General features: G+C 32.6%; 16 protein-coding genes. 3 read left to right on the forward strand and 13 right to left on the reverse strand.

All coding sequences use genetic code 11. The annotated features are described in order from the left end of the window. Window positions 1–89: 89 nt before the first annotated feature. A complete protein-coding gene (locus ACE01P_RS08070) occupies window positions 90–1,928 on the forward strand; it encodes a hypothetical protein (protein WP_379696054.1) in 1,839 nt (612 codons plus the stop codon). A gap of 66 nt (window positions 1,929–1,994) precedes the next feature. Here ACE01P_RS08070 and ACE01P_RS08075 read toward each other — a convergent pair whose 3' ends face one another. From ACE01P_RS08075 to murQ, 11 genes are all read right to left on the reverse strand, one after another. Next, window positions 1,995–3,785, reverse strand: a complete 1,791-nt coding sequence (locus ACE01P_RS08075) for a cytochrome-c peroxidase (RefSeq protein ID WP_379696056.1) — start codon at window positions 3,783–3,785, stop codon at window positions 1,995–1,997. Window positions 3,786–3,849: 64 nt separating this feature from the next. Then, window positions 3,850–5,334, reverse strand: coding sequence for a hypothetical protein (locus ACE01P_RS08080; protein WP_379696058.1), 1,485 nt, complete (start codon window positions 5,332–5,334; stop codon window positions 3,850–3,852). 157 nt (window positions 5,335–5,491) lie between these two features. After that, the gene (locus ACE01P_RS08085) at window positions 5,492–6,124 is read right to left on the reverse strand and encodes a PolC-type DNA polymerase III (RefSeq protein WP_379696060.1); all 633 of its coding nucleotides are present in this window, start codon (window positions 6,122–6,124) and stop codon (window positions 5,492–5,494) included. Continuing rightward, window positions 6,124–8,046 carry a DUF294 nucleotidyltransferase-like domain-containing protein gene (locus tag ACE01P_RS08090; RefSeq protein ID WP_379696062.1) on the reverse strand — a complete coding sequence of 641 codons (1,923 nt, stop codon included), beginning with the start codon at window positions 8,044–8,046 and terminating at the stop codon, window positions 6,124–6,126. Before ACE01P_RS08090 ends, ACE01P_RS08085 begins: the two co-directional genes overlap by 1 nt. Window positions 8,047–8,283: 237 nt before the next feature. After that, window positions 8,284–8,655, reverse strand: a complete 372-nt coding sequence (locus ACE01P_RS08095) for a DNA topoisomerase IV (protein WP_379696064.1) — start codon at window positions 8,653–8,655, stop codon at window positions 8,284–8,286. Between the two features lie 281 nt (window positions 8,656–8,936). Then, window positions 8,937–9,512, reverse strand: coding sequence for a DUF1572 family protein (locus tag ACE01P_RS08100; RefSeq protein WP_379696066.1), 576 nt, complete (start codon window positions 9,510–9,512; stop codon window positions 8,937–8,939). Window positions 9,513–9,514: 2 nt separating this feature from the next. Beyond that, window positions 9,515–10,087: a pentapeptide repeat-containing protein gene (locus ACE01P_RS08105; RefSeq protein WP_379696068.1), complete on the reverse strand. Its 573-nt coding sequence runs from the start codon at window positions 10,085–10,087 to the stop codon at window positions 9,515–9,517. Beyond that, on the reverse strand, window positions 10,075–10,389 hold the full coding sequence (locus tag ACE01P_RS08110) for a type II toxin-antitoxin system RelE/ParE family toxin (protein ID WP_379696070.1): 315 nt from the start codon (window positions 10,387–10,389) through the stop codon (window positions 10,075–10,077). Before ACE01P_RS08110 ends, ACE01P_RS08105 begins: the two co-directional genes overlap by 13 nt. After that, window positions 10,374–10,604: a hypothetical protein gene (locus tag ACE01P_RS08115; protein WP_035648636.1), complete on the reverse strand. Its 231-nt coding sequence runs from the start codon at window positions 10,602–10,604 to the stop codon at window positions 10,374–10,376. Before ACE01P_RS08115 ends, ACE01P_RS08110 begins: the two co-directional genes overlap by 16 nt. A gap of 27 nt (window positions 10,605–10,631) precedes the next feature. Then, entirely contained in the window at window positions 10,632–10,853 is a 222-nt protein-coding gene (locus tag ACE01P_RS08120) for a DUF6095 family protein (protein WP_379696073.1), read from the reverse strand. Window positions 10,854–11,042: 189 nt separating this feature from the next. Further along, window positions 11,043–11,855, reverse strand: a complete 813-nt coding sequence (gene murQ, locus ACE01P_RS08125) for an N-acetylmuramic acid 6-phosphate etherase (RefSeq protein WP_379696075.1) — start codon at window positions 11,853–11,855, stop codon at window positions 11,043–11,045. A 168-nt stretch (window positions 11,856–12,023) separates the two neighbouring features. Here murQ and ACE01P_RS08130 point away from each other — a divergent pair, with 168 nt between their 5' ends. Beyond that, the gene (locus tag ACE01P_RS08130) at window positions 12,024–13,157 is read left to right on the forward strand and encodes a helix-turn-helix domain-containing protein (RefSeq protein WP_379696077.1); all 1,134 of its coding nucleotides are present in this window, start codon (window positions 12,024–12,026) and stop codon (window positions 13,155–13,157) included. A 156-nt stretch (window positions 13,158–13,313) separates the two neighbouring features. Beyond that, a complete protein-coding gene (locus ACE01P_RS08135; RefSeq protein WP_379696079.1) occupies window positions 13,314–15,692 on the forward strand; it encodes a TonB-dependent receptor domain-containing protein in 2,379 nt (792 codons plus the stop codon). A 60-nt stretch (window positions 15,693–15,752) separates the two neighbouring features. Here ACE01P_RS08135 and ACE01P_RS08140 read toward each other — a convergent pair whose 3' ends face one another. Further along, the gene (locus tag ACE01P_RS08140; RefSeq protein ID WP_379696081.1) at window positions 15,753–16,421 is read right to left on the reverse strand and encodes a ZIP family metal transporter; all 669 of its coding nucleotides are present in this window, start codon (window positions 16,419–16,421) and stop codon (window positions 15,753–15,755) included. Between the two features lie 92 nt (window positions 16,422–16,513). Next, a complete protein-coding gene (locus tag ACE01P_RS08145; RefSeq protein WP_286967661.1) occupies window positions 16,514–17,278 on the reverse strand; it encodes a bifunctional 2-polyprenyl-6-hydroxyphenol methylase/3-demethylubiquinol 3-O-methyltransferase UbiG in 765 nt (254 codons plus the stop codon).

Consider the following 17,278-nt stretch of genomic DNA (forward strand, 5'->3'; position numbering starts at 1 on the left):
GAGTATTTATATTGAAAACTAAATTTAAACTTTTCAAATAATATCTTATTTAGTTTAAACAGATTTCTTAGTCAATAATATAATAAACAATGAGACAAGATCGAATAAAAGACAGAGTGCTAAAAAGAGCAGCTAGATCATGGGGCTTTTCAGATGTTGAGATGGAAACATCTTTTGATCCTGTGGTATCAATGATGCTTAATGCATTATCTTATGAGTTAGAAAAAGTAGCCCATGAACTTGAAGATTCGAAAACCCGTGTAGTAGAAAGGGTTTTAGATATCATGTTTCCAGAAGTTACAGCGGGAGTAAAGCCGGCAAGAGCCATTTTGCATGCTTTGCCGATAGATAATAATATGAAAGTTTCATTGCAGAATCAAATGTCGGCAAGTCGAAGAATTCATAATATTTATAATCCTTTAGCTCCAATAACCAAAGAAATTGCGCTTTCTCCAACATTAGAAGTGAAATTATCTTCTGCTGAGGTAAAGTATATAGCGTACGAGAGAAACTTATTCGAAATTTCGAATCTCTTTTATAAAGATTCGATTCGTGATTATAAACATTCTCTTCCGTCTGGTATCGTGTTTATGGGAATTGAATTAAAAAATCCAAAAGCATTGGATTTGGAAGATTTAATGCTGTACATAGACATTAAAAATACGCATCAAAAAGAAATGTTTCATTATTACCTGAAACAAATGAAGTGTTTTCAGGATGATGTGCAAATCACGGTAGAAGAAGGATATAATGTTCCTATACATAATATTGATATAGAAAGTATTATAAATCGTAATTACACGCACTTGAGCGAGATAATGCAGGAGGTAAATGAGTATTATTTTGATAATTTTTATACACTAAAAGGAGCATTAAAACATAAACCTATTAATCAATATGGTGAAGAATATAAATGTTTTGAAGCGATAACAAATAGGAACGATAATCCTATTATTTGGGTAAAAATGGTTTTTCCAGAATCTTTAATTCCTCAAATATTAGATAATGTTTCTTTTACGGCAAATTGCTTTCCTGTTATAAACAAAAAGAAGCATATCATAAATAAAACGCTTGGTAATTTCTTGTCGTACATCGCATTAGAAACAGATAATAATATCTATTTGGATGTTGATACGGTTATCGATGGGTTTAATAATCACTACGAAATAAAGGAATTTAAAGACGGTGTTATTGAAGAAGGAAATGCAGTATTACGAACAGGTGGGGTTTCCAGATTCGATTCTAGAAGTGCATCAGAATTGCTTCAAAATGTATTAGACTTGTTAAAAGATGAAAGTTCTTCTTTTGCAGGTTTAGGAAAAGATTTTATGAACAGTTCTTTGGTTGAAATCAATCAGCTTTTAGCTTCTGTAGAACAGCAGGCCAAAGAAAGTAGCTTTTCTAAGAATAATGATCCTTATTTAATGATTAAGCCTAAGTTTGATGAGTCATTAGGAAAATCATTTTCAATACATTATTGGTCTACTTGTGCAGAAGAAGGGAATGACATAAAAGCTGGAACTGTTTTAGAAACCAAAGAAGATATGCAGTTTGTAAGTAAAGAAGCCATATTGATTACCAATACTGTTGGCGGAATGAACAAGCAAAATAATAAAGACAGAATTTTAGCCTATCGTAACGCTTTGCTGACTCGTGGAAGAATTGTAACGTTTGCAGATATAAAAGCGTTTGGATTTAATCATTTTAAAAGCTGTATTTTAGATATTAAGATAGAAAAAGGAACACGAAAAGAAATCTCGGTAAAGGCAGGTTTTAGCCGAACTGTAGATATTCATTTAAAAGTGAATCCGATTGAAAAAGAGTATTTATCGGCAACAGAATGGGATTACTTGTGTGAGAGTTTTATGAAGAACTTAAAAAACAGATCTTCAAACGTATTTCCGTATCGTCTTTTTATAGAAAACTAAATAAAACAGAAACGCCAGAAACTTAAAGTTCTGGCGTTTTTGATTTGCTGAAATCTATTTTGGTTTTTACTGGTATTTTTTATCCGTAAGTGTTTTCATAAAAGCTACTAAAGCTTTTTCTTCATTTTTAGTCAGCTTAAGTTCATCAAAAGGCAATGTTTGATTTTCGACTTCGTAACCTAAACCTTGTCCGCCACCTTTGTTGTAAAAATCAACGACTTCTTCTAACGTTTTAAAAACGCCATTATGCATGTAAGGAGCTGTTACGGCTGCGTTTCTGACTGTTGGAGTTTTAAAAGCACCAACCAATTGAGGCATTTTATTGTATATGTAACGTCCTTGATCTGGACTTAATTTTTTGCCAGAAGCATCTTGAGGAGTTCCAATAACTTCATGTTCACTTTTAGAATAGCTTGGAGGAACAGTTCCGTTAAACAAAGGCGTAAAGTGGCAGGTGGCGCATTTTGCTTTCCCCATAAAAAGGTTCATTCCTTCAATTTCCTCATTATTCAGAGCATTTTTATTTCCTCTCATATATTCGTCAAATCTCGAATCGAAAGCGTTTAAAGAACGTACATAACTTGCAATTGCATTTTGAATTTGCCAAGCTTCTGGTTTTGCAGTTTTTGGATAGGCTTTTTTGAAAAGAGCGAGATATTCTTTGTTCAATAGAATCTTAGCATGAATATCATCCATCGAACCGTGCATTTCATCTTTGTTCTGAATAACATCAACACTCTGTTTTTCCAAATCTAACTGACGCATATCCCAAAATTGAGCATTTTGAAGAGAAGCGTAGGTTAAAGTAGGAGTGTTTCTAGCAAGATTTGATCCCGTTAACGAAACATTTGTCTTTAAACCATCAGTAAATGCTTTTTCTGGATTATGACAGCTTGCACAACTTCTATTGTTGTTTTTTGAAAGATTGGTGTCATAAAATAATTTTTCGCCCAATTTTGATTTGTCTGCTGTAAAATTATATTCTTGAGAAAGTACAAACGCATTTACATCAAAAGCATCTTTATCAAACAAAGTTTCAATTTCTGGTTTTAACGGACTTGTTTTATTTACGTTTTTAATATTTTCTTCTTTTTGGAAAGTTTTGATTTTCTTCGAAATCGGATTCAAATATTCCGTAATAAAAATAGCTCTGTTAAACGTGTTGAAATTGTTGTTTTCTTCACAATACTTTTGTGCTGAACGTGTTAGTTTTTTCAATTCTTCCAATGTTTTACTATTGGAATTAATTGATTCCATCGGTTTTAAGACCGAAATTAAACTTTCTCCAGTTTCAGAAATAGAAGATTGTAATATCGGACTATCAAAACCCGTAATTCCTAATGTTATAACACGGTAAACGGTTTGGCGAACAGCATCTAAAATGTGATTATCGCTAATCGTGATAACTTCAAAAATGTTTTGAACCTGTTTTATATTCGATTGAAAAATTTTTGATTCCTTGATTACGTTATCTTTATCTGCAATATTATATTCCGGATAGATTATTTCTTCAATTACTTGGAAGCCATGTGGTTCAAAAGACTTGTTTTCTTCCAATTCCATTTCATCCAAAGCTGGGCCATTCATAAATCGGGCAATATCGGGCATAAAATATTCAATTGCCCATTCTACTTTCTTATAAGCTAAACGGGATTTTTTAAACTGTTCTACAATTTCTTTCTGTGATTTATTATTACTGACTAATTTTTGAAAATGTACAATTTCGTTGTTTAATTTATTTAAATCAATAATTAAATCTTGCTTTACAGAACTGGTTGTAGAGACTTCATTTTTTTTGCATGAAAAGAGGAAACATGCGGCTAAGAAAAGTAAAATATAGTATTTAGATTTCATCATATTTTTAAATGAAAACAACCCTTATTTAAAAAATAAGGGTCGTAAGTTGTTAAGGTTGTAAATACTATCTTTCTACATTTCTAATAATAACAGTTTGCCCGCCTTCTTTATTTGAAGTTGTTCCTGAACCATCAGCATTTTTGAATTTATCCAATTGCCAAGTGTGCGGGTGTATATTTAATGCAAAAGTATTTGGAACACCAATTACATCTGAAATGTCCTGCATAGCACCATATTCCCAGCTTCCAAGTTTTGTTTCTCCAGTCTGATTGTATAAAGTATTCCAAGCAGTATCTGTTCTTTTGTGGTTCATATTTAACCAAGGCTTATTTTGTTTTGTTGCAATATTATACTGCCATACATAAGAATCGTGTTTTGCTTCTGTATAGTAGCTATCACCATCTTCTTGAATATAAACGTAGTTTTCTGTAACACAAAGGTTGTCAGGGTTGATCATTCCAGTTCCTGGAGTACTGTCACCTTCAACAGCTAGTTCTAAAGTTCCTTTTAAAGGATCTGTAGCATCCATTTTCAATTTATAAACTCTTCCCCACATTGTATAACCATCAACAGGAGTACTACCTCCAACAGCTTGACCTGTTGCAGTAAAATAGATTTCTCTGTTGTTGCTTGCGCTTCCTTTTCTATAATCTACGTCTTCTACTCTTGAAAAACGAATAGCACCTGCAGCATTTACTGTAGTATTGATTTCAGCACCAGTAAGGTTTTTTGCATTTGGAATTTCAACAAAAGTTACTGGATACGAATTGTTTAGTGTGATTGAAGTTTCTACCTGATTTCCATCATTTCTTTTCAAGGCATATAATTTTCCATTAGAAAGATCTCCAACAGTAGAACTCATATACATGATCAATTGTCCCGCACTTGCATGAGCAGTAGTGTACGATTGATCTTCTCCAATCATGATGATAGTTTTACCAGGATAAGCTTCTTTCGTTAACGGAACAGCATTTTCCATACTTGCTTTACCTAGAGCAGGCAAAATTCTGTCTTTTCTGCTTTTTTCTGTTGTTAATCCAAGCGGATTAATTCCGTGAACCATACTTTCCTGATTTGTTTCTCCCGCTGTCAAGAAAAGAGGCCCGAAACCGTGAATTTCTGGAGTAGCTAAAGTTGCAGAACACAAACGCGTCATACCGCCGACTGCATCTACAATGTAATCTCCTTTTACAGGTTTAAAAGTTTTATCAAGATAAACTCTAGAAACTGATTGTATAATTTCGTGGTTAGTAATCATGATATAGCCATCTCCATTTGGATCTTTCATTAATCCAGCACCGTCTGGCTGTGCTCCGTAAATAAATGTTGGAGATTCTGGCAATACATCTTCACTACTAATTAAAGTGCTGATTTTAAGGTTTTCAAATCCTGACATGGCATACACAAAAGCAGGAGTTTTTGATTGTGATGTAAAATCGATAGCCGTATTGACTGGATTCGAATTTTTGTTGTCGTCATCATTACAGCTCATTACAGAAAGACCTGCAATTCCAAGCAAGGTAATTGATTTTAAAAAGTTAGCTTTCATAATTGTTTTTGTGTTTTTTTGATTAGAACAAAGCTATCTTTCAAAAACAAAATACATGTTATGGCTATTTTTCTTTTTCGCTAATTTTTATAAGTCTTATATTACTAAATAGTAAATTATCAACATGAAATGTAAATTTAAGATTCATAAAAAAATCTTAAAATTTAAAAAGTTGGTTTAAACTAACTGCTTTTTTCTCTCTCAATTTCTTTACAATCTTAAGAAATGCAATAGCTGTGATGTAGGCATCGCCCAATGCAGTGTGACGATCTTTCTTGGAAATATCAAATTTGTCTGCAAGATCGTCTAAAGTGTAATGATCCTTTCGTTCAAATAAATGAGATTGAATTAAAGTCTTTTTATATAAAAAAGCTGTGTCTAAGCTTTTATTGGTTAAATGCGGAAGTCCATTTCTTTCTAAAGCCTTATTAATCATCGTAACATCAAAAATAGTATGATGTGCAATGATAATCGAGTCTCCTAGAAAATCTAGAAACTGCTGTAAAGCTTCCATTTCTGTCGGACGTTTAATAAGAAGATCTCTCAGGATTCCGTGAATTTGAGCTGTCGATTTATCGTAATGATCTTGTTCTAAATACACTTCGAAGCTGTCTTGAACAGAAATAATTCCGTTTTGAAGTACTAATGCTCCAATACATAACATACGATCATTTTCATAATCAAAACCAGTTGTTTCAGTATCTAAAACCACAAAACGAGTTTCTTCAATCGTGATGTTTTCATCAAATAGATTGTTTTCCTCTTTTTTCCAAAAATTGAATAAACTCATTAGACTAGATTTGAGATATTAAAACGTACAGAAATAAGTTCTTGAAGTTCTTTAATGGTTTTAAAAGTACGTTTCAGTTTAATTTTTTCCATTTTGGTTAAAGATTCCAATTCGATAAACTGGCCAGAATCGTGATGCAGAAGACCTTGTTTCGTTCTGAATTTCAACAAAGCTTTAAACGAATACGAACAGGATAAATACAACTCACTATTGTTAGGCTCCAGTTCCGCCAATTTCTCAAAACGTTCCGCTGTATTGCTAATTCCTTTAACAGAATGGGATAAAATCAAAACGCGCGCGGCGTCTGTTAAAGGCATTAAAGCTCTTCGTTTAATATCAAAATTATCTTTGTTGGCTCCGTCTTGTTCAACCAAAAACTGTCTAAAGAATCCAGTAGGAGAAGGGCTTTGCAAAGCACCGCTCACCAAATGCATATAAAAAATCGGATTTGCTTTTAAATCTTCAAAAATATAATCAGACAATTGATTAGCTACCTCGGTATCTCCGTAAGTTAAACTATAATCAAAGAAAATAAACGACAATAAAACCTCATTTTTACCAGGATTTGTAATCCAATGATGCACATGGCTTTTCCATTCGTCCAAACTCATACACCATTTTGGATTCGAAGCCATCATTTCAGCAGGACAATAATCGTATCCAATTTCGAAAAGTCCTTTATTGACAAGACCGGCAAATTTGTGAAAATACACTTTGGTTTCATCTCTAAAAACTTCATTTACATTTTCATAAATAATCGCATTATCTTGATCGGTGTGCAACATTTGTTCTCCTCGACCTTGACTGCCAAGAGCAAGCCAAGCGAATTTCACAGGTGGCGGACTGCTCATTTTTTCTAAACAAATTTCGATCACACGATTAGTACAGGCTTCGTTAAGTTCCGTGATGATTTTCGTAATTAAAGTCATCGGAATATTTTGATCCAAATAACCTTGCAACAATTGCATAATTTGATTACGAATTGGCTTTATTTCCTTAATTTTTTTAGTTCGTTTTAAGGCTTTTATCAATACCGCTGGATTATTTCCAAGCGCAACCATTACGTCATGTTTAGACAAAATTCCAACAGCTTTTGTGTTTACCGTTCCATCTTTCGTCAAACATAAATGGCTGATGTTGCTTTTCATCATGGCCATTTGCGCCTCTGTAACCGTCATTTTTTTAGAATACGTAATAACAGGTTTTGTCATTATCGTTTCGGCAGTTGTTTCGATAGGAAAATCTCCAGTAACAATTTTATTTCGAAGATCTTTGTCTGTCAAAATACCAATTGGAAGCATTTCGTCAACAATCAAAATCGCACCGACTTTCTTCTTACTCATGATTTTTGCAATCTCTTTTACCGTAGTTGACGGACTGCAAGTCACAATTTTTTTTGAATATTTTATAGGAGCTAAGTCAAAAGAATGATTGCTAGAATGCAGATTTTCATTCAGTTGATCATCATCACCATACAGTTTATCTTTATGAATATCCGAATACGGATTTCGCGTATTCGATGCGTAACTTTCAATCAAGAAATTACCAACATTTCTATTCTCAAGCGCGTAAGGTTTAAAAACAGCAATCGGAATAGCGTACAAAATACTTTCTTCGTGAGCCACCGCTTCCATGATATAATTTTCTTGCGCCAATAACGGACGCAATCCAAAAATATCACCTTCATCGCACATATCTAAAACAGTATTTTTAGTGCTTTTTTTAAGCGCAACAGCTCCTTTATGAACCACATAAAAAGAATCGTGGGTTTTGTCATTTTCAGCAAAAATAACTGAATCTTTTTCTTTGTAAATAATAGAAATCTGCTCAGAAAGCTTTTCTAAGTCTCTCTGATGAAGAAAATTAAACGGCGGATAATTCTTTAAAAAATCGGCAACTCTCTGCGAAATGGTATTTTTCATTGGGTTAGATTAGATTTTAAAAATACTATTTAAAAACATAAACGTGAAATAAACACTAAAGTTTATTTTTTAGCTAAAACTTGTAATTTTTAATCTCGCAAAGACGCGAAGACGCAAAGAGTTTTAAACTTTGCGATTTTGCGTCTTTGCGAGAGTTTATAAGAGAATGCTTGAAGCTTAAAAAAATTGCCATAAAAAAAGCCCCATAATTGGAGCTTTCAATATTATATATTAAGTTTATTCTACTTTATAAACCGTACCTCGTTGTTTTTCTTCAGAACCAACCAAACCAAATTCAAAAGTATAAGAATCTTTAGAAGTCGTTAAAATTTTCATACTGATTGCCTTTTCTTCAGCCATATTTTTAGGATGTTTCTTTTGCAAAACATATTCGCAATCACTTACCCAACGAATTGTCGCAGTATCGGTTTTTCCTTCGTAGGTTTCAATTTCGATATCGTCTTTACGCTCAAAATAAGTTGTTTTTTTTACGCCATTGACATCTGTTTCAAATTTGAATTTTCCAGTTTTAAAATCCTTGCAATTGTGTTCTGCATTATAGCACGATGCTAAAACCAAAATAGGAAATAAGAATAGTATTTTTTTCATTTTAAATAAGTTGTTTTTTAAGGAGCTAATCCTGCTGTCCGCTGTATCTTTTGTGGTGAACCCCACCACAAAAGGATGCCGCTTCCATCAGGGCTGGGGCTTTGGTTTTCAGAAGAACTTTTTTTAATTAAAGAATAAAAAGAAAATTACAAGAGTTAGAAAAGTTACAAAAAGTAAATTTCGTTTTTTGTTTTTAGGACTCTGCTCTTCGGTTAAATTTGTTCTACAGAATTTGACTAAAATCCACCAACATGTCCCACCAAAATTTGCATAATATTCTATCATTTCAATCTTTTTAATTCGTCGTCTGTAAAGTTCTTGATTTCTTTTTCCTTGGCAAACTTTTCAGCGTTATAATTTCCCGATTTGTTTTTTGGAATCGATAAACTATTCCATTCACTGTTTTTCAATTGTTTGGCATAAAAAACAATCTGCCCAACATGATAAGGATAATGTGCCAATTGACGATTTATGGCTTCTATAACCGTATGGCCTTCGTTTCTGATATAAATAATATCCGAAAGTTGTTCTGGTTTTAAGTTTTCAAGAGCATTTTCCAAACAATTCCAACCTTTATTCCAAAGCTCCAAAACTTCATCTTTAGATTGTAAATCATTTTCAAATTCAGCATCTCGGTTTCGCCATTCTTTTTCTCCATCAGAAGTTAGAAAATCAGTCCAACGCGAAAGCATATTGCCAGAAATGTGTTTTACTATTGTAGCAATGCTGTTTGTATCTTCATTTACAGAAATAAAAAGCTGTTCAGGTTCAAGCTGATCCATGGCTTTTTCGCCAAGCATTTTATAATATAAAAACTGTTTTTTAACGCTTTCAAGATAAGATTGATCAGCACTCATAACTATACAATTTTAATGTCATATTTATCTAATAATCCGACAATTCCATCAGTAGAAAATTGTGCTTTTTTCATCGGATTAAACTCAGGGTCTATTTTGTAATTGTAAGCACTTCTAAAATCAACAGAAGCCAATTGAGTTTCATTAAAAATAGCTCCGTCAAGATCGCAATTATCAAAAACAGAACTCGTTAAATTGGTTCCAATGAAAGTTACTTCGCGAACAGAAGAATTGATGAATTTGGTTTTTGGCATTTTTTTATTCGAAAACAAAGCGTAATCCAAAACACATTCATCAAAATAAACTTGAAAAAGGAAATCGTCACATTCATTAAATGCAATTCCTAAAAGTTTACAGTTTTTAAAAGTAACATTTTTTAAACTCGTTCCTGCTAAACTCGTCATTGAGAGATTGCAGTCGATAAATTCGCAATCTAAGAAAGTATTAGAATTGAAATTGCTATTAGAGAAATCACAGTTTTTAAAAACACAATCTTCAAACTCGCGATTGTTTATTTTTTTATCGATATAAACAACTTTCTCAAATGTTTTCTGAATGTGAATTAAAGCTTCCATGAGTGTTTTTTGGGTTTTTGAGCATTGTGGCGTACTCGAAGAATATAGATAACTTCTTCCGTTACTTGATAAGAGATTCCATAATCATAAACAGAATAAACTCTAAAAGAACCATCATTGTTGGTTTTTTGTTTATCGAGTTTATAAATTTCAGGTTTTGTTTTTAAAATCTCAGTGCTATCAAAGATTGTATTAACTACTTTGTCAGCGATTTTAAGTGATTTGCTTTCAAAGAAAATGTAAAAATGAATGTCTTCTAATTGATCTAAAGCGTTTTTCGACCAGATTATTTTCTTCCCCATTTTTTTGCTATTTCTTTCGCTTCATCTTCAGTATAGAAATTGCCTTTTTTTATGTTTTCTAAAGCATTTTCGATATCTAAATTATAAGCTGCATCCGAATCAATAGCGGTATTATTGATAGATTGTAAAAGATGTTTTAGCTTTTCTACAAAAGAAGGATCTTTTACTTTATCAATTTCTTGATGAATCCAATTAATTTCTGCTTGTATATCCATGACAAAGAGTTTTAGTAAAGATACAAATTAGTCATTAAATATACCTTTTACAATAGTTTTCAAGCCTAAAAAACTCAGCAACATCGAACTAAGGCAAGCTATAATTCCAATTGCTAAAACTAAATAATGCCAATTATTGCCTTGATTCTGAAATGCGTTATAGATCAATGTTGGTCCAATAAACATTAAAGGTAGAGCACCTGTTAAATATTTAATTCCTTTTCCTAATAATTGTCTGTTTGTTGCCATTAGTTTGTTTTAAGTTTCAAGTTTCTTTTGTTTCAAGTTGTTTGACTTGTATTTAAACGCAAAGGTCGCAAAGTTTTTTTACATTATAAATTTTAAATAAAGCAGAAAGGTCGCAAAGCTTTGTCAAAAAAACTTGCGAACCTTGCGTAAATCTTAGCGTGCTTTGCGGTTAAATCACCAGAAAACCTTTTACTTTTTATAATTGTCGACAGCATTTCTTACGCTGCCATATTTTTTTAATAATCCAGAAGCTTCATCGTAAGAAACGGGAATTTCATCCATAATCATCTTTACGCCACGATCAACCAGTTTCACATTGCTTAACTGCATGTCGACCATTTTGTTTCCTCTTACTTTTCCTAGCTGAATCATTGCTGCAGTCGAAATCATGTTTAAAACTAGTTTCTGTGCAGTTCCAGCTTTCATTCTTGAACTTCCTGTTACAAATTCTGGACCTACAACAACTTCAATAGGAAATTGTGCCGTCAATGCCAACGGACTTCCAGCATTACAAGTAATACAACCCGTAATGATATTGTTTTGGTTGCAAGTTTCTAATCCGCCGATAACATAAGGAGTTGTTCCCGAAGCGGCAATTCCGATTACAACGTCATTAGAATCGATTTTATGATTTTGAAGATCAATCCAAGCTTGTGTTGGGTTATCTTCTGCGTTTTCTACAGCACGTCTAATTGCTGTGTCGCCACCAGCAATAATGCCATTTACTAAATCAAAAGGAACACCAAAAGTCGGCGGACATTCTGAAGCATCAACAACACCAAGTCGGCCAGAAGTTCCTGCTCCAATATAAAACAATCTTCCGCCTAACTTCAACTTTGCAACTATTTGCGGAATCAAAGCTTCTATTTGTGGCAAAGCTTTCTCGACTGCATAAGGCACAGTTTTGTCTTCTTGGTTTATATTTGATAACAATTCATGAACAGACATCTTCTCTAAATGTTCATATTTTGAGGCTTGTTCAGTAGTTTTCGTAAATGTCATTTTATCGTTATTTAGACTCGTCAAAATTAATATATTTTATCTCAATCTTGCAAAGTCTCAAAGATTTATAATCAATTTTTTTCTTCTATTTTTTCTCTACAAAGACGATTCCGATGAGGCTTTGTTACAAAAACGAAAATATTATATTTGTTTAATATAAAAAGATAGATGGATCAATTAGTTTTATTAGAGGGAATTGCCCGAATTTCTGTTTTCGTTTCTTTGCTGATGGCATTTTTTCTGCTAACCGTTAAAACCGAAAATAAACTGGCAAACCGTTTATTTGCTTTCTTCTTTATTTTTTCGGCGATCGATCTCAGCGGATTTTTCATGTATTTGTATACGGAAGATCATCGAAACCTAGAGATTTTCAGATCAACATTCTGTTTATTAGGAATGCCTTCTTTCTACCTTTATGTGTTATCTGTTTGTTATTCTGACTTTCGACTAAAGTGGAAACACTTGGTTCACGTGCTTCCTTTTCTAATTGTCAATTTAATTTTCATTCCTAGAATATATTCAGATATAAATGAAGGAAGTTTTATTGGTCCATTAAATGAAATGTCTGAGATTTACTTTATTCAGATTTTAATTGAATTTCAATACATTTTTTATATAGTAAGTGTACTTTTAATTCTGAAAAAATACAAAGAAATCTATCTAGAAAATTACGCCAACCCAAGTATTTCGGCTTATAAATTTCTTTTTCAAATGACTTGTGTATTTCTAATAGCACATTCGATTGTAGCTCTAAAAAATGTACTACGATACAGCGGTTTTAGAGAAGTTTTTCTTTGGGCAAACGTATTAGTCGGAACAATAGCATTATTTATAACTTGCTGGTTTATAATGAAAGCATTGAAATACCCTGAACTTTTTAGAGGTGTAAATTCTAAATTAGTTTTAACGAAAGATATTCTGCCAGAAATTGAAGAAAAGCCACAAGCGGTCAATGAACAAAATGATTTGATTAATACTCAAATAACAGCTTTAAAGCAATATATGACAGAGAAAGAACCATTTCTCGATCCGTCGCTTACCATTCAGGAATTGGCCAATCAAATTACTATTCCGGTTCGAGACTTGTCTATTTTAATCAACCATCATATCGATCAGCATTTTTTTGATTTTGTGAATGAATATCGCATTCAAAAAGCGATGCATATTTTGAAAGATCAATCAAAAAGTCAGCTTACGGTTTTAGAAATATTGTACGAAGTTGGTTTTAACTCAAAATCTTCTTTTAATACTTCATTTAAAAAATATACCAATTTAACGCCGACAGCCTACAGAAACAGTTGAAAATAAAGGTTTTGTAAAAAGTCGAACGCCTAGCCTAATAAAGTCGAACCATTTTCTCAAATAGAAATTGGTTCGACTTTTTTTTGTCGGTCGCGTAGGGAAGTTTTCTAAGGCAACTTTGCTTCAAATTAATCGAACAAGTTAAAATTAGAAATCATGAAAAAACTAAATCTCCTAATCTTTTTACTATTGCCTTTATTTTGTTTAGCACAATCAACATTAAAAGGAAAAGTAGCTAGCGAAACCAAATCTTTAGAATGGGCAGAAATTTCAATACTAAATAAAGAAGGAAAAATTGTGGACGGAACTACAACTAAAGAAGATGGTTCTTTCGAAATAAATCTTAAAAATGGTTCTTATAAAATTGAAATAAGTCTTTTAGGTTTTACCGATTATGAAAAGGAAATTTCGCTAGAAAAAAATACGGATTTAGGAATTATTGTTCTTAAAGAAAACGAAACCAAATTGGTTGAAGTTGTGGTTCAGTCTAAAAAGAAAACGATCGAACAGAAAACAGATCGTTTGGTTTACAATCTTGAAAATAATGTGACAACAACGGGAGGCGATGCTTTAAGCGCCATTAATACAGCGCCTGGAGTCGTAGTGAAAAACGATGTGATTACGATTTTAGGAAAAGGAACTTCGCGCGTTATGATCGACGGACGCTTGATTGAATTGACTGGCGAAGAATTGAACAATTTCTTGAAATCAATTTCAGCTGCAGATATTAAGAATATTGAAGTGATAAGCAATCCGCCAGCTAAATATGAAGCTGATGGAACAGGAGGTTTGATTAATATTATTATGAAAAAAGGAGTTCGCGATTCTTGGAAAAATTCGACAACAGTTTCTTACGACCAGAATAAATACGGAATTTACACTTTGAGAGATAATTTCTTCTATAGTAAAAATAAGTTTAGATTTTCGGCAAGTGTGAATGGTAAAACAGGCTATAAAAATGCTACTGAAAATTTAGACATGTATTTTCCTGACGGACTTTCAAAAATGAACGCTGATACAAAAGTTAAAAACGAGAATTTTTCAGGAAAATTGGCTTTAGACTATGATTTATCAGACCGTACAACGATTGGTTTTCAGTTTATGAATGACAGAAATAATCCTGATTTTGGATCGGATATTAAAATCGAAAAGTACAATACGCAAAACGAATTGCAGAATGTAACTCTAAATAAAAGTTTTACAGATAAAGGATCTAAAAATCAAACTTATAATGCGCATTTGATTACCAAAATAGATTCTTTAAATCGAAAATTGTCTTTTGATGTGGATTACTTCAATTACAATTCAAAATTTGACAGAGGTTTTATTGCGAACAATTATAATCCAGATATGGAATTTATAGATATCAATCAGGCGGGAAGAAACATTTCAAATCAAGATATTGATAACTGGAGTTTTAAGGCAGATATGGAGCATCCGTTTCAGACTTTTAATTTGTCTTACGGAGCAAAAATGAGTTTTACAAACAGTTTAAGTGATGTCGTTTTTTACAATACAATTACAGGAACTCCAGAATTAGATCCTAGTCAGTCCAATCGATTTAAATACACTGAAAATAATCAGGCAGTTTACATTAACGGAGACAAGAAAATAAATGAAAAGTGGAATCTGCAAGCGGGCCTACGACTTGAAAATACGCAAACTACGGGGTTTTCAGAAACCATTAATCAGGAAAATGTAAATGATTATTTGAAGTTGTTTCCAACATTTTATGCTTCGTACAAGAAAAATGACAACAATACTTTTAGTCTGAATTATGGAAAGAGAATCAACAGACCTCGTTTTGATTTGCTGAATCCGTTTAGAGTTTATATTAATAGTAATAGTTATTCTGAAGGAAATCCGTTTTTAAAACCTTCATTTAGTGATAATTTTGAATTGGCGCATTCATATAAAGAAGTTTTAAGAACAAGTGTTTTTGTAAATGCGATTACAAACGGATATGGAGTTGTTTTTACTTCAAACCCTGAAACGAACACTCAGATTGTAACGCGCGAGAATTATTATAAAGGTTTGAATTATGGTTTGGGCGAAACTTATTCGGCGAGTTTTGCAGATTGGTGGCAGAGTGAAAATACGTTGTACTTTTTAGGTTCAGAAACGAAATTTATAAAAGATATAAATGCAACGCCATCAAATAGTTTACAGATTGATTTTACGACAAATAATACTTTTGTTTTAGGGAAAAACACGAAACTACAAATTGATTTTAATTACAGTTCGCCTTTTAAAAATGGCTTGTATGAAATAGGTTATGCTTCAAGTTTTGATATCGGTTTCAAACAGGATTTGTTGAATAAAACGCTTCAAATTGCATTTTTAGCCAATGATATTTTTAATACTTCTTATTTAAAAGATTTCACTTCGGTTGTAAATGGCGTGAAACAGGTTTATAGTCAAAATGAAAGTAATCGTTTTGTTCGTTTGTCTGTGATTTACAATTTTGGAAATAAAAAAATTAACGTAAAGGAACGTAATTTTGGAAATCAAGAGGAGAGAAAGCGTGTTAATTAGATAATTAGAAAATGTGCCAATTAGAAAATTATCTCATTGTCTAATTGGCACATTGTTTCATTATAAAAAGAATGCTAATAGAATTCCTAGAACAATCATAGAAACTTTGGCAACGTTGAATTTATGTCCTTCGCTGCTTTCAAAAATGATTGTTGAGGAGATGTGGAATAAAATTCCGATTACGATTGCTGTTATTTCGGTGTAATATTTACTTAAAAAAGGCAAATATTCTGAAGCTACAGTTCCAAGTGGCGTCATGATGGCAAAAGTCAACATAAAGGCAAAAATGGCTTTTTTGTTTAAATCGGCATTAATGAAAAATGTCGTTAAAATAACCGCAATTGGTAAATGGTGAATGGCAATTCCGACTGCTAAACCGTGATGATGACTTACAGGAAAGCCTTCTAAAAAGGCATGGATGCAAAGGCTGATAAACAAAAGCCAAGGAATCTGAGACATTTTTGCATGTCCGTGAACGTGTCCGTGTTCGGCGCCTTTTGAGAAAAACTCAAGTACGATCTGGAATAAAATTCCGATCATTATAAAGATTCCGATACTGTGATTGTGCGATTCGTAAACCTCAGGAAGAAGGTGCATTACGGTCAACGACAATAAAAAAGAACCGCTAAAAGCGAGTAGTAATTTTAAATTATTTTTGTTTTCTGGTTTTATAAATAAAGCCACGCCATATCCTAAAAGTACAGAAAATAAGGGTAGTAGATAATTCATCTTTTTGTTTAATCGTTTTTTGTTTAATCGTTTAATCGAATTTCTGTTAGTTTGTTTAGCGATTAAACAAATTAACGGTTTAACGATTAAACCTATTTAAAAATCATGATTAATCTTTCGCTTTCGGTTTTATGGAATTTTTTGAGTTTGTAGTCTCCAAAAATGTCTAGAAGAAAAATTCCAGCTTCGTCCATTAAATCCTGAAAGTCTTTCAAAGTTAGTGCTTTTACTTTTTCTGTAAAATGATATTTTCTGCCTTGGTCTTCAAAATCAATTTCTTTGAAAATATGTCCGTCTTCAAGGTATCTTTTGATGTGAAAATCTATTTCGTCGACCGTTTTTACTTCTTCTGGGACAAGATTTTCAATTACGTTTGGAACGTTCATGAAATCGATAACGGCAAAACCGTATTCAGATAAACTTTCTTTAATTGCTTTTAAAGTAGTTAGATTGTCATCGTCGCTTTCGAAATAGCCAAAACTCGTAAAAAGATTGAAAATAGCATCAAATTTTTCTTCAAAAGGTTCGCGCATGTCGTGCACTTTGAAATGAAGTGTTTCGTTGCTGTTTTTACTGGCTTCTGCAATGCTGTTTTCAGATAAATCTGCACCTAAAACATCGTAGCCCAATTGATTTAAATAAATAGAATGGCGGCCTTTTCCGCATGCTAAATCCAATACTTTAGCTTTCTCAGGCAAGTTCAGATAATGCGTTAAATTGTCCATGAAAACCTGAGCTTCACGATAATTACGATCCTTATAAAGAATGTGATAATACGGCGTGTCAAACCATGAAGAATACCAGTTTTGATTGTCGTCTTCTTGATTCTGGATTGGTGCGTTATGTTTTTCAGACAT

The organism is Flavobacterium sp. HJSW_4 (assembly GCF_042436695.1).
Taxonomy (GTDB): domain Bacteria; phylum Bacteroidota; class Bacteroidia; order Flavobacteriales; family Flavobacteriaceae; genus Flavobacterium.